The 25,145-nt window shown below is 62.3% G+C and carries 28 protein-coding genes; all 28 read left to right on the top strand.

The features are described 5' to 3' along the window. Window positions 1-6: 6 nt before the first annotated feature. The 28 genes from HMPREF1023_RS10850 (at window position 7) to HMPREF1023_RS10715 (ending at window position 25,078) form a co-directional block, all read left to right on the top strand. On the top strand, window positions 7-3,540 hold the full coding sequence (locus HMPREF1023_RS10850) for an FtsX-like permease family protein (protein WP_009306362.1): 3,534 nt from the start codon (window positions 7-9) through the stop codon (window positions 3,538-3,540). A gap of 46 nt (window positions 3,541-3,586) precedes the next feature. Further along, entirely contained in the window at window positions 3,587-4,924 is a 1,338-nt protein-coding gene (locus HMPREF1023_RS10845) for a trigger factor (protein WP_009306361.1), read from the top strand. A gap of 427 nt (window positions 4,925-5,351) precedes the next feature. Next, window positions 5,352-9,674 carry a hypothetical protein gene (locus HMPREF1023_RS10840; protein ID WP_009306360.1) on the top strand — a complete coding sequence of 1,441 codons (4,323 nt, stop codon included), beginning with the start codon at window positions 5,352-5,354 and terminating at the stop codon, window positions 9,672-9,674. Between the two features lie 204 nt (window positions 9,675-9,878). Then, window positions 9,879-10,316 carry a hypothetical protein gene (locus HMPREF1023_RS10835; protein ID WP_009306359.1) on the top strand — a complete coding sequence of 146 codons (438 nt, stop codon included), beginning with the start codon at window positions 9,879-9,881 and terminating at the stop codon, window positions 10,314-10,316. 1 nt (window position 10,317) lies between these two features. Further along, complete coding sequence (locus HMPREF1023_RS10830) at window positions 10,318-11,103, top strand: hypothetical protein (RefSeq protein WP_009306358.1); 786 nt, start codon at window positions 10,318-10,320, stop codon at window positions 11,101-11,103. After that, window positions 11,100-11,363: a PqqD family protein gene (locus HMPREF1023_RS10825; protein WP_009306357.1), complete on the top strand. Its 264-nt coding sequence runs from the start codon at window positions 11,100-11,102 to the stop codon at window positions 11,361-11,363. Before HMPREF1023_RS10830 ends, HMPREF1023_RS10825 begins: the two co-directional genes overlap by 4 nt. Further along, the gene (locus tag HMPREF1023_RS10820; RefSeq protein ID WP_009306356.1) at window positions 11,360-11,815 is read left to right on the top strand and encodes a S24/S26 family peptidase; all 456 of its coding nucleotides are present in this window, start codon (window positions 11,360-11,362) and stop codon (window positions 11,813-11,815) included. The genes HMPREF1023_RS10825 and HMPREF1023_RS10820 overlap by 4 nt, the downstream gene beginning before the upstream one ends. Next, window positions 11,815-13,578, top strand: a complete 1,764-nt coding sequence (locus HMPREF1023_RS10815) for an ABC transporter ATP-binding protein (RefSeq protein WP_009306355.1) — start codon at window positions 11,815-11,817, stop codon at window positions 13,576-13,578. Before HMPREF1023_RS10820 ends, HMPREF1023_RS10815 begins: the two co-directional genes overlap by 1 nt. Beyond that, window positions 13,575-14,882, top strand: coding sequence for a nucleotidyltransferase family protein (locus HMPREF1023_RS10810; protein WP_009306354.1), 1,308 nt, complete (start codon window positions 13,575-13,577; stop codon window positions 14,880-14,882). The genes HMPREF1023_RS10815 and HMPREF1023_RS10810 overlap by 4 nt, the downstream gene beginning before the upstream one ends. Window positions 14,883-15,251: 369 nt before the next feature. Further along, on the top strand, window positions 15,252-16,082 hold the full coding sequence (gene rplB, locus HMPREF1023_RS10805; RefSeq protein ID WP_009306353.1) for a 50S ribosomal protein L2: 831 nt from the start codon (window positions 15,252-15,254) through the stop codon (window positions 16,080-16,082). A 22-nt stretch (window positions 16,083-16,104) separates the two neighbouring features. Further along, the gene (gene rpsS, locus HMPREF1023_RS10800; protein ID WP_009306352.1) at window positions 16,105-16,380 is read left to right on the top strand and encodes a 30S ribosomal protein S19; all 276 of its coding nucleotides are present in this window, start codon (window positions 16,105-16,107) and stop codon (window positions 16,378-16,380) included. A gap of 15 nt (window positions 16,381-16,395) precedes the next feature. Continuing rightward, the gene (rplV, locus tag HMPREF1023_RS10795) at window positions 16,396-16,737 is read left to right on the top strand and encodes a 50S ribosomal protein L22 (RefSeq protein WP_009306351.1); all 342 of its coding nucleotides are present in this window, start codon (window positions 16,396-16,398) and stop codon (window positions 16,735-16,737) included. A gap of 5 nt (window positions 16,738-16,742) precedes the next feature. Continuing rightward, window positions 16,743-17,456 carry a 30S ribosomal protein S3 gene (gene rpsC / locus HMPREF1023_RS10790; protein WP_009306350.1) on the top strand — a complete coding sequence of 238 codons (714 nt, stop codon included), beginning with the start codon at window positions 16,743-16,745 and terminating at the stop codon, window positions 17,454-17,456. Continuing rightward, entirely contained in the window at window positions 17,456-17,878 is a 423-nt protein-coding gene (rplP, locus tag HMPREF1023_RS10785; protein ID WP_009306349.1) for a 50S ribosomal protein L16, read from the top strand. The genes rpsC and rplP overlap by 1 nt, the downstream gene beginning before the upstream one ends. Further along, window positions 17,879-18,073, top strand: a complete 195-nt coding sequence (rpmC, locus tag HMPREF1023_RS10780) for a 50S ribosomal protein L29 (RefSeq protein ID WP_009306348.1) — start codon at window positions 17,879-17,881, stop codon at window positions 18,071-18,073. 27 nt (window positions 18,074-18,100) lie between these two features. Continuing rightward, on the top strand, window positions 18,101-18,361 hold the full coding sequence (gene rpsQ / locus HMPREF1023_RS10775; RefSeq protein WP_009306347.1) for a 30S ribosomal protein S17: 261 nt from the start codon (window positions 18,101-18,103) through the stop codon (window positions 18,359-18,361). Between the two features lie 51 nt (window positions 18,362-18,412). Further along, window positions 18,413-18,781 (top strand): 50S ribosomal protein L14, encoded by a 369-nt coding sequence (rplN, locus tag HMPREF1023_RS10770; protein WP_009306346.1) that lies wholly within the window; start codon window positions 18,413-18,415, stop codon window positions 18,779-18,781. A gap of 23 nt (window positions 18,782-18,804) precedes the next feature. After that, on the top strand, window positions 18,805-19,116 hold the full coding sequence (gene rplX / locus HMPREF1023_RS10765; RefSeq protein ID WP_174262984.1) for a 50S ribosomal protein L24: 312 nt from the start codon (window positions 18,805-18,807) through the stop codon (window positions 19,114-19,116). A 125-nt stretch (window positions 19,117-19,241) separates the two neighbouring features. Next, window positions 19,242-19,793: a 50S ribosomal protein L5 gene (gene rplE / locus HMPREF1023_RS10760; protein WP_009306344.1), complete on the top strand. Its 552-nt coding sequence runs from the start codon at window positions 19,242-19,244 to the stop codon at window positions 19,791-19,793. A 106-nt stretch (window positions 19,794-19,899) separates the two neighbouring features. Further along, entirely contained in the window at window positions 19,900-20,085 is a 186-nt protein-coding gene (locus HMPREF1023_RS10755; RefSeq protein WP_009306343.1) for a type Z 30S ribosomal protein S14, read from the top strand. Between the two features lie 106 nt (window positions 20,086-20,191). After that, window positions 20,192-20,590 (top strand): 30S ribosomal protein S8, encoded by a 399-nt coding sequence (rpsH, locus tag HMPREF1023_RS10750; protein ID WP_009306342.1) that lies wholly within the window; start codon window positions 20,192-20,194, stop codon window positions 20,588-20,590. Window positions 20,591-20,607: 17 nt separating this feature from the next. Beyond that, entirely contained in the window at window positions 20,608-21,147 is a 540-nt protein-coding gene (gene rplF, locus HMPREF1023_RS10745; RefSeq protein WP_009306341.1) for a 50S ribosomal protein L6, read from the top strand. Between the two features lie 37 nt (window positions 21,148-21,184). Beyond that, entirely contained in the window at window positions 21,185-21,553 is a 369-nt protein-coding gene (gene rplR / locus HMPREF1023_RS10740) for a 50S ribosomal protein L18 (protein WP_009306340.1), read from the top strand. Window positions 21,554-21,568: 15 nt separating this feature from the next. Then, window positions 21,569-22,096 carry a 30S ribosomal protein S5 gene (rpsE, locus tag HMPREF1023_RS10735; protein WP_009306339.1) on the top strand — a complete coding sequence of 176 codons (528 nt, stop codon included), beginning with the start codon at window positions 21,569-21,571 and terminating at the stop codon, window positions 22,094-22,096. Then, window positions 22,096-22,287, top strand: coding sequence for a 50S ribosomal protein L30 (rpmD, locus tag HMPREF1023_RS10730; protein ID WP_009306338.1), 192 nt, complete (start codon window positions 22,096-22,098; stop codon window positions 22,285-22,287). The genes rpsE and rpmD overlap by 1 nt, the downstream gene beginning before the upstream one ends. Before the next feature lie 143 nt (window positions 22,288-22,430). Further along, entirely contained in the window at window positions 22,431-22,880 is a 450-nt protein-coding gene (gene rplO, locus HMPREF1023_RS10725; protein ID WP_009306337.1) for a 50S ribosomal protein L15, read from the top strand. Continuing rightward, the gene (gene secY, locus HMPREF1023_RS10720; protein WP_009306336.1) at window positions 22,874-24,154 is read left to right on the top strand and encodes a preprotein translocase subunit SecY; all 1,281 of its coding nucleotides are present in this window, start codon (window positions 22,874-22,876) and stop codon (window positions 24,152-24,154) included. The genes rplO and secY overlap by 7 nt, the downstream gene beginning before the upstream one ends. 297 nt (window positions 24,155-24,451) lie before the next feature. Continuing rightward, window positions 24,452-25,078 (top strand): adenylate kinase, encoded by a 627-nt coding sequence (locus HMPREF1023_RS10715; protein WP_009306335.1) that lies wholly within the window; start codon window positions 24,452-24,454, stop codon window positions 25,076-25,078. The last annotated feature ends 67 nt before the right edge of the window (window positions 25,079-25,145 follow it).

The following is a 25,145-nucleotide window of genomic DNA, read 5'->3' as shown; positions in this document are numbered from 1 at the left end:
CGCGTCGTGAAAAGCGCGTTCAACACTGAGACCCTGCGTTCGATCACCCACTCGCTCGGGCGCTTCCTGGCCATCGCCGCCATCGTCGCGCTGGGCACGGGCTTCTACGTCGGCCTGCGCATGACCGCGCCTGATATGAAGCTGGCGGCCGACGAGTACTTCGACGGCACGTCGCTCATGGACATCCGCGTGCTTTCGACCCTCGGCCTCACCGACGACGACATCGCGGCGCTGCGCCACGTCGAGGGAGTCGAGGCTGTGATGCCCGCGCGCGAGACCGACGTCATGGCCTCTATCGACGGCGAACAGTACGCCACGCGCGTGCATTCGCTGCCCGATGCGGCGCGCACGAGCGACACCTCCGACGGCGTGCATGCGCGTTCCGACGACCCCGACTATCTGAACCGTCCCCTCCTCGTCCGGGGCTCGTGGCCGCAGAAGACGGGGGAGTGCGTGCTGTCGGCCAACCTCGTGGAGAACGACGCCATCGCCGTCGGCGACACGCTGACCATCACCGAGGGCGTGCAGGACGTGGACCAGACCCTCGTCACGCGCACGTACACGGTGACGGGCTTTGTGAACGCTCCGTACTACGCAACGTCTTCGAGCATGGGCGAGACCACGCTGGGTTCGGGCTCCATCCAACAGTATATGTACGTGCCCGAGAGCGACTTCTCGGCCGATCTTCCCTATACCGAGGCGTACCTCGCGGTGCGCGGGGTGGCGAACGAACGCGCGTCGAGCGACGCCTACCAGCGGCTCGTAGACGAAGTGGCGGATCGCATCAAGGCGCTTGCGCCCGAGCGCGAGCAGGCACGTGTCGATCAGCTGAAGTCCGATGCGCAGAAGGAGCTCGACGAGAAGCGTGCCGACTACGAGCGCGAGAGGGCCGACGCGCAGTCGCAACTGGACGATGCGAAGCGCCAGCTCGACGATGCCGCCGCGACGATCGCCGCAAGCGAGCAGGGGCTGGCCGACGGCCAGGCGGCCTACGACAGCGGCGCGTCCGAGCTGGCGAGCCGGCGTGCGAGCGCTCAGGCGCAGCTGGACGATGCCGAACGGCAGATAGCCGAAGGGCAGGCGCAGCTCGACGCGCAGCGCCCGCAGTTGGACGATGCCGCAGGGCAGCTCCAAGCGGCCCGGGCTCAGTGGCAGCAGGGCGCCGACGCCCTCGCGGCGGCGTGGGGCGATTGGCAGCGGCAATCCGACGAGCTTGACGCGGGCATAACTCGGGCGCAGGCCGGCGTCGCCGACGCAGCGGCCGGCGTCGACCGGATCCAGAAGGGCATCGACGCGCTGGAGGAGCAGATCAAGCAGCTCGATCCCGACAAGGACGCGCAGAAGATCGCCGAACTGCGCGCCGAGCAAGACGCCCTCAAAGCGCAACAGCAGGATCTCCGGGCGCAGATGGCTCTCGTCCAGGCCACCCTCGACGATCTCGTCAACGTGCAGAAGCCCAAGCTGGAGGCAGCGCGCGCCGAGCTCCAGGGCAAGCAGGACGTCTTGGACTCCTCCAAGGTCGAGCTCGAACAGCAGCAGGCCGCCTACGAAGGGGGGAAGGCTCAGTTCGACGCGAGCGCCCGGAAGCTTGATCAGGCGCGCGCCGATCTCGCCTCATCGCGCTCGCAAGCCGACGCGCAGATCGCCGCGGCTCAGCAGCAGCTCGACGACGCCGCCGCTCGGCTGCAGGACGGCCGCGCCCAGCTCGAACAAGGTCGCGCCGACTACGACAGCGGCCTCGCCGAATACGAGCAGAAGAAATCCGACGCCGATGCGCAGCTGGCGGACGCCGAGCGTCGCCTCGACGACGCCCAGAAGCAGATCGACGATCTGGAGCGCCCCGAATGGCTGGTCATGGACCGCACGGCGAACTACGGTGCAGCCAGCTTCGAGGCGGACGCCGACCGCGTGGACAGCATCGCCGCGGTGTTCCCGTTCATCTTCTTCCTCGTGGCGGCTCTCGTGGCCCTCACCACCATGACGCGCATGGTGGAGGAGGAGCGTGCCCTCATCGGCACGTTCAAGGCGCTTGGCTACCGTCGCACGCGCATCGCCTCCAAATACCTCGCATACGCAGCCGCGGCCAGCGGGATCGGCAGCATTCTGGGCATCCTCGCGCTGTCCCAAGTGCTGCCCGCCGTCATCATGAAGGCCTACGGCATCATATACTTCGTGCCCGAGCTGCCGCTCCCGCTGCCCGTCGATCCTGGGTTCGCCGGGCTTGCAGCCGGGCTCGGCGTCGGCGTCACGCTGTTCGCCACCTGGGCCGCCGTCGCCGCCACCTTGCGCGAGCGCCCGGCGCAGCTCATGCTGCCGCGCGCTCCGAAGGCGGGCAAGCGCATAGTACTCGAACGCATCGGTCCGCTGTGGCGGCATCTCTCGTTCTCGTGGAAAGTGACGTTCCGCAACCTGTTCCGCTACAAGAAGCGCTTCGTCATGACGGTCATCGGCATCGCGGGCTGCACGGCGCTCTTGCTGACGGGTCTCGGGTTGTCCAACGCCATCAACGATATAATCGACAAGCAGTTCGGCGAGATCACGAAGTACAACGCCGTCGTTACGCTGGCGGACGACCTGTCAAGCGAAGAGCAGCGGCGTATCGACGACCTGCTCGACGACGGCTCGCTCGTCACCGCGCATACGCTGGTCATGCGGCAGAACATGCTGGCCGGCGGGCCGGACGAGCAAGACAAGCGCATGGAGCTGGTCGTGCCCGAGGATCCGGCATCGTTCGACCGCTTCGTGGCCTTGAACACCCGCGTCGGCCATCATCCGGTGAAGCTGGACGACGACGGCCTCGTGCTCACCGAGAAGCTGGCGGCGGAGTTGGGCGTGCGCGCAGGCGATGCCGTCACGCTGACCGAGCAGGATGCCATCGGCAACGCGACCGGCACGTCCTACGAGGCCACGGTCACGGGCATCGTCGAGAACTACGTGTACCATTACGCCTATATGGGTCCTGCCCTCTACGAGCAGCTTATGGGCAAGGCTCCCGACTACCGCACCGTGCTGGCCGTCACCACGTCCGACCCCGACTTGCGCGTGCAGTTCTCGAACGACCTTCTGGCCGCAGGAGGCGTGAAGACCGTGGCGTACAACGACGAGACTATCGACGCGTACCGCGACATGATGTCGAGCGTGAACATGATTGTCGTGGTGCTGGTCACCGCGGCGGCGGCGCTCGCGTTCATCGTGCTGTACAACCTCACGAACATCAACATCACCGAGCGCATGCGCGAGATCGCCACCCTCAAGGTGCTCGGCTTCACGCCGCGTGAGATGAACGCTTACATCTTCCGCGAGATATTCCTCTTGGCGGCCATCGGCTGCGCGGTCGGTCTCGTGCTGGGCGTGTGGATGGAAGGCTTCGTCGTGGTCACGGCCGAGGTGGATCAGATCATGTTCGGCCGTGCCATACACCCGACCAGCTTCCTGCTGGCGTTTCTGCTGACCATGCTGTTCACTGTGCTCGTGATGCTGGCCATGCGCGGCAAGTTGCGCCGCATCGACATGGTGGAAAGCCTCAAGTCGAACGAGTAATGCGCTACAATGAGCGCTTGACGATCGAAACAGAAGGGGACTCTTCATGAAGGTAACCGAAAAGAAGCTCGACGACGGACGCATCCTGCTGGAGGCCGTAGCCTCCACCGCCGAGGTCAGCCATGCCCTCACGGCGGCTCAGTACAGGTTCGCCCAGCAGATGGGCGTGCAGCCCACGCCGGGCATGTCCGTGGAGCAGGCCGTCGAGAAGCAGCTGGGCATCAAGGACCTCGACGCCATCGTGCAGCAGCAGGCCGTGGAGTACCTCGTGCCGTTCGCCATCGACAAGCGCAACATCACGCCGGCGTTCCCGGCTCTTCCGAAGGCCGCCGGTCCGCTCAAGCGCGGCCAGACCTTCTCGTTCGAGGTTCGCGTCACGCCGAAGCCCGACTACGAGCTGAAGTCTTACGAGCCCGTGTCCATCACCGTGCCGCCTTTCGAGATCGAGCAGGCCGAGGTCGAGGAGCAGATCGCGCAGATCGCCGAGAGCTACGCGGAGTTCGTGTCGGACGAGCCGCACCCGGTGGAGAAAGGCGACGGCTTCCTGCTGGCGCTCGAAGCCTTCCAGAACGGCGAGAAGATGGACAACCTGTCCACCGAAGGCCGCACGTACCTCACCGGCATGGGCCTCATGCCCGAGGACTTCGAGAAGCATCTCATCGGCATGAACGTGGGCGAAACGAAGTCGTTCTCCTTCGACCTGCCCGGCATGAACGCCGACGACAAGGGCGACACCGTCGACTGCACCGTCACCGTCAAGGAGATGCAGAAAAAGGTCGTCCCCGCCATCGATGACGAATGGGTGGCCAAGAACCTGCCCATGTACCGCGATGCGGCCGCTCTGCGCGGCGGCATAACCGATCGCCTGACGGCCGACCGTCGCGCCCAGTACGAGGCGTACAAGCTGCAGGTTGCGGCATCCGAGCTGGCCAAGCGTTTCGAGGGCCGCATTCAGGACGAGGTGTACGAGGCCATGCAGCAGACGCTCGTGTCCAACCTGCGCGGCCAGCTGCAGCAGCAGGGCATCCCCTTCGAGCAGTTCGTGCAAAGCCAGGGCGGCGAGCAGCAGTTCGGCATGATCATGATGATGCAGACCCGCGAGATGCTCGTGCAGGGCTACGCGCTGGACGCGCTGTTCCGTCACGAGAAGATGACCCTCACCGACGAGGACATCGACGCCGCCTGCCGTTCGATGAACCCGCAGAACCCGGACGCCGTGAAGCGCGAGATGCAGGAGAACGGCCGCGGCTTCGCTCTGCGCGAGGCCGCCGAGCGCATGAAGGCGAACCAGTGGCTGCTCGATCATGCCATCGTGAACGTGGAGCAGCCGGTCGCTGCGAACGAGACGGCTGCTCAGCCGGCTCCCGCAGTCGACTCAGAGTAGCGATAACGCACAGATAACTATCTATCCGAGCGGTTTTGCGGCCCCTGATTTCCGAAAGGAAATCGGGGGCCGCTTTTTATCGGCGCAGTGTCGCGCTGCTCACCCGCCGTCAGACGCGGCTAAAAGCCCGAGAACCCCTGCAAGCTGGTTTCCGTGTCCGTTGCCGAATCGACGGTTGACGAACGTGCGGTTCGAGGTTGGCGTCGGCACGATTTCCGACCTCTGGTTTCGATCGCGGGGAAACGGCCTTCTCAGCCTCTCGCAGTGTTGCGCCTTTGGCAAGGCTCTCTATTGACGTAATGCGGGGGGGGGGGGGTATTCTATTTTCATTGCTCATCATTACCGAGCGATTACGTTTGCTGGAAGGCATACATGCATACGTACTAGCAAAAGACTGAGCAAAAGCAGACGAGAAAGGCGGGGCCGTATGAAGAAAAGAAAAGGAGCGGATCAGCTGCTAGCAGTGGCGCTTAGCGCATCCATGGTCGTTTCCATGAATGCGCCCATTGCCGCATGGGCTGATACGGGCGAGGAAAGTTCTGCCGTGGTCGGTTCGCAGGTGGCGGAAACCGAGCCGGTCGTACCTGTTGAAGAGCAGGTGACCGACTCGAGCGCAGAACCGACGGTTGAGTCGTCCGAGATCGTCGACGTTGTCAAGACGACGGAGACTCCGGTTGCATTTGCAGCTGGAGAAACGCAGAATGCAACTGCAGTGGCCACCATCGACGGCACCGCGTACGACACGCTCGCCGCCGCCATCGCCGCCGTTCCAGATTCGGGGGCCACGCCGACAACCATCACGTTGAACAGCGATGCCACCGGCGGAGTTAAAATCAACGGCGACAAGAACGTCATCCTCGATTTGAACAGCCATACGTACAACGTCGTGCAGGGAGTTGGCTCCACAGGCACCGAGACGAACGGCATGCAGCTTATCAAGGGCAGCACCGTGGTCATCAAGAACGGCACCATGACGGCCAGCGCGAACGCGGGCCTGCACTTCATGATCAAGAACTACGGTGACTTGACGCTCGAAAACGTTGTCGTGCAGGCTTCGGGCCTCGGCAATGGCGACTCGACCGTCAACAACTGCGGCAACCTGACCGTTCGGGGAGCCAATGCGAGTATCGCCGCTCCTCAAGGCGGCTATGCGGTGACTACCGGCAACTATGTCGTCGGCACGCATCCGCGCACCGTTATCGAGGCCGGCGCCATCGACAGCGTGTATACCGAGGGAAGCTTCTGGGAAGCGAGCGGTGCTGGTCAGGATCATAGCAGCTCTACGGTTTCCACCGAGATTACCGGCGGTACGATCGGATCGATCGGCATCAGCTATTGGGATGCGGCGAAAGATCTTGCATGGACGTTTGACGTGGGACCCGATGCTACGATTGGGACCGTCAACGATTTCGCAGCTAACGTGGGAACCGGTTACTACGCAAGCCTCAAAGACGCCATCGCGGCAGCTCAACCTGGTGATACGGTGACCTTGACGAACGACGTGCAGCTTTCTAGGAGCGGAGACGCCTTGCAGGTGTCGGGTGCGGACAAGAGCATCGTGCTCGATCTGAATGGGAAGTCGATCGTCGCCGATGAAACAATCGGCGCCAAAGTGACTGATGGCGCGAAACTTACGGTTAGGGACTCTGCCGAGGGTGGCAAGATCCAGCTCGTCAAATACGGCTTCGAGGTGGTTGGGGATACGAAGTACACCGACGGATCCAAGCCGGATCCGAGCAATGCGGTATCCTCTACGCTTACGCTTGAGGGCGGTACTATCGCGAACAGCGGTGGCTATGCAGCAACCGTGTATCCGTACGGCAACGGTGCGACCCTCAATGTGACCGGCGGTACCATCGAGAACACGTATGCGAACGGAGCCGTCGATGGCGGGTTCGCCGTTTCGGGCAACGGAACTCGCAACGGCTCTCTTGATTACGGCGGCATCGCCGTCAATGTCACGGGCGGCACGATCAAGAGCGCTCAGGATTGCGCCATGTACCTGCCAGGATATGGCGATGTGAGCATCACGGGCGGCACCGTCGAGGGCTGGACCGGAATCGAGATCGATTCCGGCAACCTCTCGATCGGCGGAGACGCGGTTGTGAAGTCGACGTATCAAGGCGACGGCACGCGCAAATACAAGACCAGCGGCGACGGCAACTACAATTTCGGAGCTGCGCTGGCCGTTGTGAGCAAGGGGTCGCAGGCCGCTACGGGCTATTACGGTCACATGAACATTGACATCGCCGGAGGCACGTTGGAAAGCGCAAGCTACTACGCCATCGACGAGTACAATCTTGCTCACGTGCAGGATAATGCCAAGGCAAGCACCCCGTATATCGACTCTCTTGCCATCACCGGCGGGACGTTCAAGGGGTCGGTAGGCGCCATCCTGTCTGATAACATGGCCGGATTCGTTACCGGCGGCACATATTCCAGCGATCCTGTTGCGTACATCCCTGCGGGGTACGAGACGACCCAGACGGTTGACAGCATGTGGGAGGTGGCCGCTGTCGCTGTCGCCAAGGTGGGCGATATCGAGTACGCTTCGTTGCAGGACGCCATCGATGCGACGGCGGACGGCCAGGCCATTTCCCTGATCGCGAATGCGACCGAGAACGTCACTGTACCTGCGACTGCTAACTGCACGCTTGACTTGGCTGGCTACACGCTGAACGGCGGGACGGTTGCAAGCAAGGCCGCGCTGACCAACAACGGTACTTTGGTCATCAAGGATTCGGTCGGCGGCGGTGCGGTGAAGCGCAACGACTCCCAGACGGCGGGCTACTACGTCGTGGACAACCAGGGAACGATGACGGTCGATGGCGGTTCGTTCTCGAACAATTCTGGTTTTTACGATGAAGCGAAGAATACATGGAGCGCTGCTTCGCTGGTGAGGAACGGCGGAGTCGCGGCAGATCGCGCGAACACGCTTATCGTGAACGGTGGCACCTTCGAGCAGCCCGGGTTCATCGTCGTGAAGAACGACGACTACGGCAAGCTGACCGTGAACGGCGGCACTTTCCGCACTCAGGATCAAACGTACACCCAAAAAGATGGCGTACAGGCTACGTCTGTAAATTCGGCGATCCAGAACTGGGGCCAGGCGACCGTCAGCGGCGGCGACATCCAGGGTGCGTTGTGGGTTGATACGTGGAGCAACGATCTGCCATCTAGCGAGATGACCGTGGGCGGCAACGTGCAGTTCAAGGGCAAAGTTGTCATGGGCAGCTACGCTTCCCAGCACGGCATCTCCAAGCAGGCCATTCTGAAGGTGACCGGCGGATCGTTCGACGTCGAGAGCTGGAGCGTTCCGAGCGAAGCCGCTCTGGTGTCCCTGACCGGTGGCACCTTCAGTGCCCAGATTCCGGCAGGATGCGTGGCCGACGGTTACCTGGTGGAGCCGAATACCGATAAAACCGTGTACACCGTGAAGAAGGCCTCTGAGACCGAGAACAAAGTCCAAGTTGTCGACAAAGACGGCAATGCCACGGGTGTTGCCAAGAGCGTCAGCGAAGTAGTTGAGGAAGTGCAGAAGTCGGGCGGCTCGCTGGTTCTGGCGGGCGACGTTGCCGAGACTGGCGGCATCACCATTCCCACCCCTCAAACTGGAACCGAAGCGAAGCCGGTGGCCATCGAGCTGAACGGCAACGATGTTACCACGTCGGGCACTGATGCGGCGGTTAAGGTCGGCAAAGGCGCCGAGCTGGTCATCAGCGATGCGAAGGGTTCCGGCGTGATTTCCTCGACGAGCACTCAGGCTCCTGCCGTGGAGGTTGCCGGTACGGTGACGCTCGACGGTGCCACGGTGACAAGCTCGTCCAACGACGGCATCAAGGTTGCGGCGGGTGCAACGTTGACGGTGAAGAGCGGCGTGGTTGAGGCTAAGGCAGCAACTCCGAAGCTGGAGTCCCGCTCCGCGCGTTCTGCGGCTCCCAGTCAGTACGGCATCTCTGCCGTCGGCGAGCAGGGCAAGACTACCACGCTGAACATCGAGGGCGGCAAGATCTCCGGCGAGGCGGGTGCGCTCGGCATCGGCCAGAACGTGACCTGCTCGGTAACGGGCGGCGTGTTCAACAGCAATGTTTCGCAGTATGTGAATAGCCAGAACTACAAGCAGACCGAGGCAAACGGCCTGTACTACGTTGCTCCGAATGCTGACAATGCGTACAACGTCGCGCAGTTCAAGACGAATGCAGCCGATCCGAGCACGTGGACCGCGCCGACTGCTCCTGAAGGCCAGACGTTCGCGGGCTGGTACGCCGACAGCCAGTACGGCACTCCCAGCACCGCGACCGAGGGCACTGTATACGCGAAGTTCGTGAACATCGCCGACGTGATGAAGTTCAAGGGCGGATCGCTTCGCATGGATGCTACGCCCTCGGTATCAGAAGGCTTGCGTTTTGGGTACTCGCTATTCCTTCCAGAAGAAATGCAGTTTGTGAGCTCTGGTTGGAAGTACACAATTAAAGGCACCGACTACACCAAGGTGGCTGAGCATCAAGCGCTGTATGACTCCGGCGTGATCGATACAAACTTGGTTTTCCTCAATGTTCCCAAGAACGACTATGCGGAAGATATTTCAGTCGAAATGTATGTAACGTACAAAACTTCCGATGGCACTACGGTGACATTTAAAGAACCAACTGCGCAGATTCGTTCAGTGAATAAGGTGGCGCAATTCATCCTAGATTCTCCGAACGCTTCGGCGGAAGAGAAAGAGTATGCACAAAAGATCCTCGCTTAGAGGGACGAGAGAAAGAGTAGGTTTAAGCAATGAAGTATGAAACTCCCAGCATGGAAGTAGTCGAGTTCGAGGGCAAGGACGTTGTGTGCTCCTCCATGCCTGGCGACGATACCGTGGAATTTCCTCACGCACTCTAAAGCATAGCAAGGGCGACAGGGGCGCACGGGTTGCGCCCCTGTCGTGTTGATGAAGGGCGGTTGATCGATGGAACGGAAACATATCGCAATCACCGCTGCGGTTGCCGCTGCGGCGGTCATTCTTGTTGGAGGTATTGGTTTGGCGTGCACCGGCCTGCTAAATGGCGAACCCGACAAGGCGACGCCCGAGAACTCGCTTCCCTCTACGGACAAGCCCGTCCAAGATGCGAAGCAGCAGATAAGCGCGCCTGATGAGTCCGGCGATGCAGTACAGCCTCTGCCAAGCACGGAAGGCTCTTCTGGCGCAGCGGCTTCGGGCGAGGGGCCGGAGGCGGCGGGCGATCAGCCCGCGCCCGAATCGGGCAATGAGAATTCCGGCGGAAATTCTGCCGATAACACAGTGGACTTCGGCTCGCCCGGATCCGACAATCCGTCCGATGAGCAAAAGCCTCCGGCTGAGCAGAGTCCGTCGGGCGATGGAGAGCGTTGGACGGGGTACTACTAAGATGCCGCAATTCTGCCTTCAGCTGGCCGGGCTTTCGGTGTCGGTTGCATCGCAGTACTCACAGGTGGAGCACATGTGTTCAGGCTACGAGGTGCCGAAAGGCGCCTCGAGCGATATCGACGTGCGCATTGATCCGCAGGATATCGACGCCGAGCGCGACGAGGGCGCATGGTCGGACGCCTACCTGGAGACGCTTGCGGTGTATCGGCAGATCGCCGAGGCCTTGCCTGCGTTCGATCGCATGCTGGTGCATGGGGCTCTGCTCTCGTTCCAAGGCGAGGGCTACCTGTTTGCAGCTCCCAGCGGCACGGGCAAGTCGACGCACGCGCTTTTGTGGAAGCGCTTTTTGGGCGATGCGGTCAGTATCGTCAATGGCGACAAGCCCATCGTTCGCCTAACCGGCGAGGGCGACGTCCCCGTAGCGTACGGCACGCCGTGGGCGGGCAAAGAAGGCTGGCATGAAAACGCTTCCGTGCCGCTTCGCGCCGTGTGTTTTCTGCGGCAGGCTCCAACGAACAGCATCGGGCTCCTGGACGCTTCCGGTTGCGTTGGCCGGCTTTTACGGCAAGTGTATCTGCCGTTCGACAGCCGCGCCGCCGCGCGCACGTTGGAACTGTCGGACAGGCTGGTCGGATGCGTTCCGATGTACGAATTGGCGTGCGACGTGTCGCATGACGCCGTTCGATGCAGCTTTGAGACGCTGACGGGGCGGCGCTTCTCGGATTGGGATATAAGCACATCGTGCCTGGATGCGAGCCAGGCATGCAGGGGAAGGAGCGTGACGTGAGGATTAAGGACGGGTTCGTGCTGAGGGACGTGGCCGGGCAGACGGTGGTCATCGCAACGGGCGAGGCCAGCCGCGACTTTCATGGCATGGTGAAGCTGAACGGGACGGGTCGCGTTATTTGGGAAGGGCTTTCTCGCGGCGACGATGCGGAAGATATCGCCCAGGAGCTCGTGAAAAGCTACGACGTGGATCTCGAAACCGCGCAACGCGATGTCGCGTCGTTCGTGGCCACCGCGCAGAAAGCCGGCTTTTTGGCATGACGACGCTGTCGACCATTGCGGAGGTGCTTGAGCGCGAGGGCGTCTATGTGGGGGTTACCAGCGGCGTCAGCATGTGGCCCATGATCCGCGACCGATGCGACACCGTCGTGGTGCGTCCGCCATGCGGTCGGCTTCGGCGCTTTGACGTCGCCCTGTACAAGCGCGATGATCGCTATGTGCTGCATCGCGTGGTGGAGGTGCTGGCTGATTCGTATGTGATTTGCGGCGACAACTGCATAGGCCGCGAACACGACATAACCGATGCCGACGTCCTTGGTGTTCTCACAGGGTTTTACCGAGGCGAAACCCAGGTGAACATGCAAGGGACGGGGTATCGGTGCTACGTGCGCGCGTGGTGCGGGGCGTATCCGGCGCGTCGAGCGCTCATGCGACTTCGTCGCTCGCTCGGTCGCGTCAAGGCTTTCGTTCTCGAAGCGGGTAGGTGCGTCTGATGACGTTGCGTGCAAGCGCCGGAGCGCAGGTCGACGCCTTGCGCGATCGGTTTCGGGTGCAGCGATGGATCGTGCGCGTGGGCGGGCCGGGGACATGGCTGGTGGTTGGCCTTGCGGCTCTGCGTGCGGTGGCGGCGGTCATCGCGGTGGCGTTCGCCCTTGTTATGAGGGCGTGCATCGATCAGGCTGTGGCGGGCTCGTCCCAAGGGTTCTCCGCTGCCGTGTGCGCGTTCGGCGTTCTTCTTGCCACGCAGGTGGGCGTGCTATGCACCTGCCGCGCGCTCTCCGAGGCGGCCCAGGCCACGCTTGAGAATCGGTTTCGCCAGCAAGCGCTTGCGGCGATGCTCGAAGGTGATTTCGGCTTGGCGTCGAGACGACATACCGGTGACGTGTCTGCGCGCATGACGTCCGATGCGCGCGTGGTGGCCGAGGGGGCAACCGGAGCGCTTCCCGAAGCGGCGTCCTCGATCACGCGGTTACTCGGGTCGCTTGCGGTGATGGGCATGCTGGCCCCTCTGCTTGCCGCAGTGCTGGTGGCGGTGGGCTGTCTGGTTGGCGCGGTTTCCCTTGCGTTGCGCTCGCATCAGAAAAAGCTTCATCGTTGCGTGCAGGAGGCGGAAAGCTCCGTTCGTTGCTACGTGCAGGAATGCTTGGAAAGCTTGCTGATGGTGCGTTCGTTCGGGTGCGAGCGCAAGGTGATTGGCCAGAGCCGTCGGGTTATGGACGAGCATCTGAGCTCTCGCATGCGCAAGATGGCGTTCTCGAACGCCTGCAGCACGGGTCTTTCCGCGGCAATGCAAGGCGGATACCTCCTGTGCTTCGCGTGGTGCGGTTGGGGGCTTTTGAATGGCTCGGTCAGCTACGGCACCATGATGGCCGTTGTTCAGCTGACCGGTCAGGTGCAGGCGCCCTTTGCGGGAATGGGATCCCTGTTCTCGCGCTACGCCTCCATGTTGGCTAGCGCAGAGCGTCTCATGGAACTCGATCAGGCCGTCGGACGTTTCTCCTGCGCAGGCGGAGCGTACCCGGGCGGACGCGACTCCGTGGCAGTGCCGGCTTCCTCGTTGGAATCGTTCGGTTTGGACAAGGCCTTCTTTCGCTACGATCAAGACGGCGCGCGCGAGGCTTTGTGCGACTGCTCGTTCGATGTGCACGCGGGGGAGGTAGTGGCGCTTGTGGGGGAGAGCGGCGCCGGTAAAAGCACGGCGATGCGTCTTCTGCTGGGGGCGTATCAGCCTGACGAGGGAAGCGCGTATGTGCGTGCAGAGGGGCGCCGAATTTCGGCATCCTCGGTTCGCCCAGGGTTGTTCGCGTACGTTCCGCAGGGTAATTGCCTGCTTTCGGGCACGGCGCGCGAGGTGGTTGCGTTTGCCGACGGGGATGGCGCTCCCGATGACGCGCGTGTCAGGGACGCCTTGTATGCGGCCTGCGCCGACGAGTTCGTCGACGGCTTGCCCGGCGGGCTCGATGCTCGTCTGGGAGAGCGCGGCGCCGCTCTTTCGGAAGGGCAGAGGCAACGGCTCGCCGTTGCCCGAGCTGTATACAGCGGCGCGCCCGTGTTGCTGCTCGACGAGGCCACGTCCGCGCTCGATACCGCTTGCGAGGAGCGGATGATCCGTCGTTTGCGCGAGCTTCCCGATCGCACGGTGCTCATGGCAACGCATCGGGGCAGGGCGGTGGCTCTGTGCGATCGCGTCGTGCAGGTGGGCGGTCGCGTATCTACGGAGGGCTGCCCGAATCTTGAAAGAAGGAAAAGCTTATGAGGGAAAGCGCGTTCTATTTGATTCACTTGATGTCGTGTGCATTGAACGACGTGCAGCCCTGTTCGCTGCCCGAAGGCGCCTCTTGGGATGAAGTCTACGCGTTGGCGGAGTTCAACAGCGTGGAGGGCTTGGCTTGGACGTCGGCTCGCCGGGTTCGCGATGTTCCGGCAGACATGCTGAAGGAATGGAGCGCGACTGCCGACATGACCTTGTACCGTTGCGTGAGCTACGGCATCGAGCGCGAGGCCGTGCTTGCCGCTTTGGCGGATCGCGGCCTGTCGTGGCTTCCTCTTAAGGGCGCGCTGCTGGTGGATTTGTATCCGTCGCCCCATATGCGATCCATGGCGGACAACGATATTCTGTACGGATTCGTAGAAGAAGACCCTGCCGGTGGGTTTCGGATTGCGGGGGCTACCGAAGCCGACCGCGAGCGCACTACGGCGCGCGCCGTGCGTGTGGCTGTTGAGGTTATGGAGGCGCGCGGTTACCGGACCATATCGAAAACAGCAGGCAATCATGAGTCGTTCGTTAAGAACCCTCACTTCAATTTCGAACTTCACCGCAGGTTGGTATCGCCTTCCAGTCCGCAGGCTGCGTACTACCATAACCCCTGGCAGCGTGCCGTGCCCGTCCGCTTGGATTCGAATGCCGCCGAAGGCGAGGCGTCCGATGCCGGCCGGGGCGGAAGGGGATGGGAGTATCGCTTCTCGGACGATGACTTCTACCTGCACCTGGTTTCGCATGCTTTCAAGCATTATGACGCATCGGGTTGCGGTATCAGGTTTTTGGTCGATCAGCTGGTGTTTCTACGTGCACGCGGCAAGGGTCTCGATCGATCCTATCTTGCAGACGAGCTTTCCAAGCTGGGTCTTCGAGATTTTGAGCAGTGGACGCGCAGGCTGTCGTTTCGCGCGCTGGAGGATCCGCGAGCGGCTTGCCGTTGCGCGCAAGGGCGGGACGCTGAAAGAGGCCCGGCGCAAAAGACAGCGGGTCTTTCGGATGCCGACCAGGCGCGTCTTCTGCGCCTGATGAACGGCGGCACGTACGGTACGTGGCAGACCGTGATGGAGCGACGCCTGGAGGCCATTCGCGCAGACTCTCCCAACGATGACGCTGATGTCAAGAAGCGCTACGTTGCAAGCCGCGTGTTCGTCAGCGAGGAGCAGATGCAAGAAGCCTTTCCGTTCTTCTGGCGTCATGCATGGATGCGTCCCCTGCTCCCGCTTTACCGGATGGGGCGGGGCCTGGTACGCAACCCTAAAAAGATAGCGTGCGAGATAAAGGCGCTGCGTCGCTTGCGCTGATCAGCTGGCCTCGCCGTCCGTTCAAAGCAGGCGAAACCGTCGAAGCCGAAAAGCCCGGACGTTCCCGATGGACGAGCATGGCCGCTCAGCAGTCGAGCGTCCGGCTTTGCTTGCGTATCTTGTGTTCAGGTTGTGTGCAAGGGGGTTCGCGAATGATCGCCAAAAATCGATTCTTGAATACAAAGCGTTTTCTGCGTATAATTCTCGGTTGCGTCTGGACTTAGATGGATACACCCGGACGCGTGGCAACCGGAGTCGCACGTGCCCAGCCTCCCTGCGGCACATCGGCGGCAATCGGAGCCACGAAGAGACGAAGGATTCTCGGTGTACGGAGAGGCGTGCGAGCGAGAATCCGCAGAAAGGAAAGCAATGGGAGTCAAACAGTACAAGCCGACCAGCCCCGGCCGACGCTTCCAAACGGTCTCGGACTTCGCCGAGATCACGACGTCGACGCCGGAGAAGTCGCTGCTTGCGCCGCTGTCCAACAAGGCAGGACGCAACAACAACGGCCGCATCACCACCCGCCATCAGGGCGGCGGTAACAAGCGCCGTTACCGCATCATCGACTTCAAGCGCAACAAGGACGGCGTCCCCGCGAAGGTCGCGACCATCGAGTACGACCCGAACCGCAGCGCCCGCATCGCCCTGTTGCACTACGTCGACGGCGAGAAGCGCTACATCCTTCATCCGAAGGGTCTCCGCGTGGGCGATACCGTCATGAGCGGTGTCGAGGCCGACATCAAGCCGGGCAACGCCCTGCCGTTGGCCAACATCCCCGTCGGTACGCTCATCCACGCCGTGGAGCTGCAGCCGGGCAAGGGCGCCGCTATCGCCCGTTCCGCCGGCACCAGCATCCAGCTCATGGGCAAGGAGGGCGACTACGCCATCCTGCGCATGCCTTCCTCCGAAATGCGCCGCGTGCTCATCACGTGCCGCGCGACGGTGGGCGAGGTCGGTAACGCCGAGCACTCCAACATCAAGATCGGCAAGGCCGGTCGCAACCGTTGGAAGGGCATCCGTCCCAGCGTTCGCGGTACCGTCATGAACCCGGTCGACCACCCGCACGGCGGCGGCGAGGGCAAGAACAAGTCCGCTGGTCGTCACCCGGTCACCCCGTGGGGCGTTCCCACGAAGGGCCATCGCACCCGCAATCCCAAGAAGGCTTCGAGCCGCTTGATCATCCGCCGTCGCAAGAAGTAGCGCAAAGCGTTAAGGAGTAATAGTGAGTAGAAGTTTGAAGAAGGGTCCTTTCGTTGAACCGCGCCTTCTTGATCGTATCGAGAAGATGAATGCGGCGGGCGAGAAGAACGTCGTGAAGACCTGGTCGCGCTCGAGCACCATCTTCCCGGAAATGGTGGGTCACACCATCGCCGTGCACGATGGCCGCAAGCACGTGCCGGTATACGTTACGGAATCCATGGTCGGCCACAAGCTGGGCGAATTCGCCCCGACCCGCACCTTTAAGGGTCATTCCGCCGACAAGGGCAAGAAGAGATAAGAAGGGGTGAAAACAATGGAAGCTAAAGCAATTGCACGCTATGTCCGCGTTTCGCCCCGTAAGGCGCGTATCGTCATCGATCTGATTCGTGGCAAGTCCGTGCCCGCCGCTCGCGAGATCCTGCAGTTCTCCGACCGCGCCATCGCCGAGGTTGTCGCCAAGACGCTGAACTCCGCTGTGGCCAACGCCGAGAACCAGCACCACGTGCGCCCGGAAACGCTCATCGTGAAGGCCGCCTTCGCCGACGAAGGCCCCACGCTCAAGCGCATCCGTCCGCGCGCCAAGGGCTCCGCTTCGCGCATCCGCAAGCGCACGAGCCACATCACCATCATCGTTGCACCGCGAGAGGAGGCATAAGCCGCATGGGTCAGAAAGTAAGCCCCACCGGGTTCCGTCTCGGCATCACCGAGGAATGGCGTAGCCGCTGGTACGCCGACAAGGATTACGCCAAGAACCTGGCAAACGACTTGGCCATCAGGAAGTTTTTGGACAAGCAGCTCGCCCGTGCCGCCGTCTCCAAGATCGAGATCGAGCGCGCTGGCGACAAGATCAAGATCATCGTGACCACCGCCCGTCCGGGCGTCGTCATCGGCAAGAAGGGCGCCGAGATCGACTCGCTGCGCAAGAAGCTCGAGAAGGTCGCCAACGGCCCGGTGTCCATCGAGGTCGTCGAGGTCAAGCGCCCCGAGCTCGATGCTGCGCTCATCGCGCAGTCCGTTGCCGAGCAGCTCGAGGGACGCGTTGCGTTCCGCCGTGCGATGCGCAAGGCCGTCCAGTCCGCCCGTAAGAGCGGCGCCAAGGGCATCCGCATTCAGTGCTCCGGCCGTCTCGGCGGTGCCGAGATGAGCCGTCGCGAGTGGTATCGCGAAGGTCGCGTGCCGCTGCACACGCTGCGTGCCAAGATCGACTACGGTTTCGCCACGGCTGCTACGACGATGGGCTCCATCGGCGTGCAGGTGTGGGTGTACCACGGCGAAGTGCTCCCCGGCCAGAAGGCTCCCCAGCCGGCGCTCGAGGGCAGCTCTCGCCCCAGCCGTCCCCGTCGCAACGATCGTAACGATAGGAGGGCAAAGTAATGCTCGTACCTAAGCGCGTGAAGCACCGCAAGGTGCAGCGTGGTTCCATGAAGGGCAAGGCCAAAGGCGGCACCCGGTTGAACCACGGCGAATACGGCATCCAGGCGCTCGAAGCCGCTTGGATCACCAACCGCCAGATCGAGGCAGCCCGTATCGCCATGACCCGCTACATGAAGCGTGGCGGCAAGGTGTGGATCACGATCTTCCCGGACAAGCCCATCACGAAGAAGCCTGCCGAGACTCGCATGGGTTCCGGTAAGGGCAACCCCGAGGCATGGGTCGCGGTCGTCAAGCCCGGCCGCATCATGTTCGAGATCGGTGGCGTCGACGAGGCCGTCGCCAAGGAAGCGCTCCGCCTCGCCATCAACAAGTTGCCCATCAAGTGCAAGATTGTTTCTCGTGAAACGGAAGGGCAGGAATAAATGAAAGCAGCAGAGATCCGTGAGCTGTCTGCCGACGATTTGCAGGCGAAACTCAAGGAAGCGCGCGCGGAGCTTTTCAACCTGCGCTTCCAGATGGCTACGAGCCAGCTTGACAACACCGCCCGCGTGAAGCAGGTCAAAAAGGACATCGCGCGTATTCAGACCGAGATGCGCGCCCGCGAGCTGAGCGCATAGCCCGTCGGCTAGGAAGGTTGGATACACATGAGCGAAGAACGTAACTCCCGCAAGGTCCGTCAGGGCGTCGTGGTAAGCGCCGTCAACGACAAGACCTGCGTCGTGCAAGTCAAGGAGCGCAAGCCGCACCCCGTGTACGGCAAGATGATGACGACGACGAAGAAGTTCCATGCCCATGACGAGAACAACGAAGCCGGCCTCGGCGACACCGTTCAGATCATGGAAACGCGTCCGCTGTCGAAGATGAAGCGCTGGCGCCTCGTGAAGATCGTCGAGAAGGCCCAGTAGTCTTGCGCGCTCGTCGCGAAAGACTATCGAGATGAAAGTTAGGTTGAAGCAATGATTCAGATGCAAACCATGCTCGCAGTGGCCGATAACTCCGGCGCTCGCAAGGTGCAGTGCATCAAGGTCCTGGGCGGCTCTAAGCGCCGTTACGCGGGACTGGGCGATGTCATCATCTGCAGCGTTAAAGAAGCCGCGCCGAACACCAACGTGAAGAAGGGCGACGTCGTCCGCTGCGTGGTCGTTCGCGTGAAGAAGGAAGTTCGTCGTGCCGACGGCAGCTACATCAAGTTCGATCAGAACGCAGCCGTTCTGATCGACACGAACGGCGCCCCGCGCGGCACGCGCATCTTCGGGCCCGTCGCCCGCGAGCTGCGCGACAAGAAGTACATGAAGATCGTGTCCCTGGCACCTGAAACGCTCTAAGGAGGTGTGCGCAAATGAACAGCATGAACATCAAAAAGGGCGATAAGGTGAAGGTCCTGGCCGGCAAGGACAAGGGCAAAGAGGGCACGATCCTGCGCTCGCTGCCGCAGAAGCAGCGCGTCGTCGTGGAGAAGGTCAACATCGTCAAGAAGGCTCTTCGCCCCACGCAGCAGAACCCGCAGGGCGGTATCTCTTCGGTGGAGGCTCCCATCCACGTGTCGAACGTGATGCTGGTGTGCCCGAGCTGCAAGCAGCCCACGCGCGTCAGCAACAAGCGCGACGAGAACGGCAAGAAGGTCCGCGTCTGCAAGAAGTGCGGCAAGGACATCGACTAGCACATGAAGGCGGCGCGGCGCTTCGGCGGCGCGCCCCTTTGAGCAATGACCCCCTCCGGCCAGGCCGGTTGGGGACGCAGGGTCGGAAATCCTGCGTTTAATTCATCGAAAGGATACAGGAAAACATGACTGCTCCTCGCTTGAAGGAAAAGTACACCAACGAGATCGTGGCCAAGCTCGAGAAGGATCTCGCCCTCGACAACGTGAACAAGGTTCCGCGCCTTGAGAAGATCGTCGTGAACATGGGCGTGGGCGCCGCCGCTGCCGACCACAAGCTGCTGGACGCCGCCATGGGCGACCTGCGCATCATCACGGGCCAGCAGCCCTGCGTGACGCGCGCCAAGAAGTCCATCGCTGGTTTCCACGTGCGCGAAGGCCAGCCCATCGGCTGCAAGGTCACGCTGCGCGGCGACCGCATGTGGGAGTTCCTCGACCGTCTGCTGGCCACGGCGCTTCCCCGCGTGCGCGACTTCCGCGGCATCTCGCCGACCAGCTTCGACGGCCGCGGCAACTACACCATGGGCGTCACCGAGCAGCTTATCTTCTCGGAGATCGATTACGACAAGATCGATCGCACGCGCGGCATGGACATCACGTTCGTGACGACGGCTCCGGACGACGACAGCGCCTTCGCGCTGCTCGACGCGCTGGGCTTCCCGTTCAAGGACAAGGAATAACCCGCGTTGTCCCACCCAAGGCTGCCCCAAGGCAACCTGCGCTGAAACGTGCACTCGAGCCCGTCCGGACGATCGGACGGGCTGGATATAAGAAAGAAGGATTTGCATGGCTAAGAAATCGATGGTCGCCAAGGCCAAGCGCGAGCCGAAGTTCTCGACGCGTCAGCACAACCGCTGCACGCGCTGCGGACGTCCCCGCGCCTACTACCGCAAGTTCGGCCTGTGCCGCGTCTGCTTGCGCGAGTTGGCCAACAAAGGCGAACTGCCCGGCGTGACCAAAGCTTCGTGGTAAGCCACACGACGATTACGCTCGGGTGTGCCACGGTTCAGGCGGAGGCGTTACGGGCGCTGACGAACCGAATCGACAGGCTCATCACGGACCAAAGGAGAAAATCACTATGACCATGACCGACCCCATTGCAGATATGCTTACGCGCGTGCGTAACGCTAACTCTGCCGGCAAGCCGACGGTGTCCATGCCGTCCAGCAAGAAACTTGTCGAGATAGCCCGCATCATGCAGGAAGAGGGCTATGTTCAGGGCTACGACGTCATCGAGGGCGAGCCGCGCGCTACGCTCGAGATCACGTTGAAGTACGGTGACAAGAAGGCCAAGACGATCCGCGGCATCAAGCGCATCTCGAAGCCCGGCCTGCGCATCTACGCGGGCAAGGACGAGCTGCCCCGCGTGCTCGGTGGCCTCGGCACGGCTATCGTTTCGACGAGCAACGGCGTTATGACCGATCGCGATGCCCGTAAAAAGGGCGTTGGCGGCGAAGTCATCGCCTACATCTGGTAGGAAAGGGAGGGATAGATATGTCTCGTATTGGCAAGCTGCCCGTGACCGTTCCTGCCGGAGTCGATGTGACCATCGACGGCACGACGGTGACGGCGAAAGGGGCGAAGGGCGAACTGACCCGCACCTTCCCCGAGATCATGACCATCAAGCGGGAGGGCGACGACATCATCGTCGAGCGTCCGAACGACTCCCGCGAAGCGAAGGCCTACCACGGCCTCGTGCGCACGCTCATCGCCAACATGGTGGAGGGCGTGTCTGCCGGCTTCTCCAAGAAGCTGCAGCTCGTGGGCGTCGGCTACCGTGCCGCGCTCAAGGGCAAGGATCTTGAGATGCAGCTCGGCTTCTCCCATCCCGTGCTGGTGGAGGCTCCCGAGAACATCACGTTCGAGGTGCCCAGCCAGACCGAGATCATCGTGAGCGGTCCTTCCAAGGAGCAGGTCGGCCAGGTTGCCGCGAACATCCGCAAGTGGCGCAAGCCGGAGCCCTACAAGGGCAAGGGCATTCGCTATGAGGGCGAGCATGTCCGCCGCAAGGTCGGCAAGGCCGGCAAGGACTAGGCGCGAGCCGCGAACGATTGAGATCGAAGGGATTATCATGAACAAGCTTCAGAAAAAGCAGGCTGCGCTGGCTCGTCGCCATCGTCGCGTTCGCGGAAAGATCGCCGGTACGGCGGCTCGTCCCCGCGTGTGCGTCACGCGCAGCAACTCCAACATGTACGTGCAGGTGATCGACGACGTCGCCGGCAAGACGATCTGCGGCGTTTCCACGCTCGGCCCCGATTTCAAGGCCACGGGCAAGAGCGGCGCGACCGTCGAGGGCGCTGCCGCCCTGGGCGCGATCGTGGGCAAGAAGGCGCAGGAATCCGGTGTCACGGAAGTCGTGTTCGACCGTGGCGGCAACCTGTATCACGGGCGCATCAAGGCTTTGGCCGATGCCGCTCGCGAAGCAGGCTTGAAATTCTAGAAGGGGTTAAGGTCTATGGCTCGTAACAAACAAGACAACGCCGCGGTCCCCGAGCTTCAGGAGCGCGTCGTCTACATCAACCGCGTGTCGAAGGTTGTCAAGGGCGGCCGCCGCTTCGCGCTCACCGCGCTCGTGGTGGTCGGCGACGGCAACGGTCGCGTCGGCGTGGGCATGGGCAAGTCCCAGGAAGTGCCCATCGCCATCAAGAAGGGCGTCGAGGACGCGAAGAAGAACATGTTCAGCGTGCCGCTGACGGCCGAGAAGACGCTGCCGCACGAGATCATCGGCGAGTACGGCGCCGGTCGCGTGCTCATCAAGCCGGCTACGCCCGGTACCGGCGTTATCGCCGGCGGCGCGGCTCGTGCGGTCATGGAGCTGGCGGGCGTCACCGACTGCTTCGCCAAGTCGCTCGGCACCGACAACGTGATGAACGTGGTCAAGGCCACCGCCGAGGGCCTCAAGAACATGGAGAGCCCCGAGCAGGTTTCCGAGCGTCGCGGCATGTCCGTCTCCAAGATCTACGGCTGGAAGGAGAAGAACTAATGGCTGACGCAAAGAAGACCCTGCGCATCACCCAGGTGAAAAGCTCCATCGGCTACAAGGAAGACCAGGGCAAGACCCTGCGCGCGCTTGGCCTCGGCAAGATCAACCGCTCCGTGGAGCAGGTGGACAACGAGTCCGTCCGCGGCATGATCTTCAAGGTGAAGCACTTGGTCAAGGTCGAAGAGATCTAATCTTCGTGGTACTTGGCAGGTAGGATATAATGATTCGTCGGCGTGCCGCAACGGCACGCCGATGGTCGATTTACGGAAGTTTGCTGGCGGCGAGCTGCCAGCGCCGGGAAGGGTCCCGGACAGCGAAAGAAGGAGAAACTAACATGGAACTCAAGGATCTTAAGCCGGCTGAAGGTTCGCGCAAGCCCCGCAAGCGCGTGGGTCGCGGTCCCGCGTCGGGCACGGGCAAGACGTCCGGTCGCGGTATGAACGGCCAGAAGTCGCGTGCTGGCGGCGGCAAGGGTGCAGGCTTCGAGGGCGGTCAGACGCCGCTCGCTCGTCGCCTGCCGAAGCTCCCGGGCTTCAAGAACATCAACCACGTGGAGTACCTGCCCGTCAACGTGAAGCGTCTCGAGGAGACCTTCGAGGCCGGCGACGTGGTGAACGGCGAAAGCCTCAAGGCCAAGGGCATCATCAAGCATGCCGACGCGCTCGTGAAGGTGCTGGGCGACGGCGAGATCACCAAGGCTCTCACCGTGCAGGTGGATAAGGTGTCTGCTTCCGCCAAGGCGAAGATCGAAGCAGCCGGAGGAAAGGTCGAAGAGCCTTGCTAAGCTCGATCATCGATGCATTCAAGGTACCGGAGCTGCGCAAGAAGATCTTGTTCACTCTGGCTATCCTCGCGCTGTATCGTTTCGGCGCGTACGTGCCGGTGCCCGGCATCCCGTTCAACGAGTTCGCGAACTCGTTCCAGGACTCGGGCGTGTCCATGACCATGCTCGACCTGTTCACGGGCGGTGCGTTGTCGAACTTCTCGGTTTTCTCGCTGGGCATCATGCCCTACATCACGGCATCGATCATCATGCAGCTGATGCAGGGCGTCATCCCCGCCATCGGGCGCTGGGCTAAGGAAGGCGAGACGGGTCGTCGCAAGATCACGCAGATCACGCGTTACCTGACGTTGGGTCTGGGTCTGATCAATGCCATCGGCTACCTGCTGCTGTTCAAGTCGCCGCAGTACGGCGTGGTGTTCTCCACGGAGGTGCCGGAGATCCTCACCGACATCCTCGTCGTGTTCACGCTCGTGGCGGGCACTGCGTTCATCATGTGGATGGGCGAGCTTATCACGCAGCGCGGCATCGGCAACGGCATGTCGCTCATCATCTTCGTGAGCATCGTGTCGCGCGTGCCGAGCGCCATCTTCTCGTCGATGAACCTCACGGCCGATACCACTATGGGCGTCGCGATTACGGTGGTCACCCTGCTTGTGGTGCTTGCCTGCATTCCCGCGATCATCTTCGTGGAGCGTGCGCAGCGCCGCATCCCGGTGAACTATGCCAAGCGCGTGCAGGGTCGCAAGATGATGGGCGGCCAGTCCACCTACATTCCCCTCAAGGTGAATGCGGCGGGCGTCATCCCGATCATCTTCGCAAGCTGCCTGATCTACTTCCCGGCGCAGCTGGCGGCCCTGTTCAACGTGGGCTGGCTGACGGCGGTGGCCGACGCCATCTCCACCGGCTGGGTCAACTGGATCCTCACCGTGCTGCTCATCGTGTTCTTCGCGTACTTCTACACCTCCATGGTGTTCAATCCGGAGGAGACGGCCGACAACCTGCGCAAGCAGGGCGGCTTCATTCCCGGTGTGCGTCCGGGCACGGCGACGGTGACCTATATCAAGAACGTGCTGCATCGCGTCACGCTGCCCGGCGGCATCTTCATCGCCGCCATCGCGGTGGTGCCGACGATCATCTTCTACTTCACCGGCAATACGCTCATCCAGGCGTTCGGCGGCACGCCGATCCTCATCATGATCGGCGTGGCCCTCGACACCATGAACAAGGTGGAAAGCCAGCTGAAGATGCACAACTACGAAGGTTTCTTCAAGTAATGGGTTCCGCTGGCCTTGCGGCCAGCGGAACAAGCCGCCGCTGCGAAGCCCCGAGGCGCCTTGCCTTGCCGCTCCAAGTCCTCGTCGCGTACCGAAGTACGCTTCCTCGGACTTTCACGGCAATGCAAGGCGCCTCGGGGCTTCTCGCTGTCTTTACGAACGACCTGCGAGTTTATTATGCGCCCTTCGGGGCGCATTCGTTCGCTCTGGCTGTCTTTCTGTTGAAATGCGCGCGTACGGCGTAGGGCTTTGATACAATACGGCGCATCGATTGTATGTCGAAAGGATTGAACCATCATGAATATCGTGTTGTTAGGGGCGCCGGGTGCTGGTAAGGGTACGCAGGCGGCCAAGCTGGTTGAAGAGTTCGGCACGCCGCACATCTCCACGGGCGACATGCTGCGCGCTGCCGTAAAGGCCGGCACGCCGCTGGGGCAGAAGGCGAAGTCTTTCATGGACGCGGGCGACCTCGTGCCCGACGATGTCATCATCGGCTTGGTCACCGAGCGCCTGCAGGATCCGGACACCGAGAAGGGCTTCATCCTCGACGGCTTCCCGCGCACGTCCGCCCAGGCGGTCGCGCTCGACGCCGAGCTGTCCAAGCTGGGACGCCCGCTGGACGCGGCGCTGCTCGTGGACGTGGATCCCGAGGTCATCGTCAAGCGCCTCACCTCGCGTCGCATGTGCCGCGACTGCAACTACATCGGCACCGCCGCCGACGAGACCTGCCCCAAGTGCGGTGGCGAGATGTACCAGCGCGACGACGACAACGAGGCCACGGTGCGCAACCGCCTCGACGTGTACGAGAAGTCCACGGCTCCGCTGATCGACTACTATCGCGGCTGCGACCTGCTCGTCTCCATCGACGGCGATCGCGATCCGAACGTGGTGTACGCCGACGTGAAGCAGGCGCTTGGTCTGTAAAGCGCGTCCGCGCGCTTTTTGCACGCAATCTTGAAGGCGGACGGGGCTTGAGCTGCCTCGCCCGCCT

Origin of the sequence: Eggerthella sp. 1_3_56FAA, from assembly GCF_000185625.1 — a bacterium.
Lineage (GTDB): Bacteria > Actinomycetota > Coriobacteriia > Coriobacteriales > Eggerthellaceae > Eggerthella > Eggerthella lenta.
Note: the sequence above shows the minus strand (reverse complement) of the source record. Positions and strands in the feature narration are given on the sequence as shown.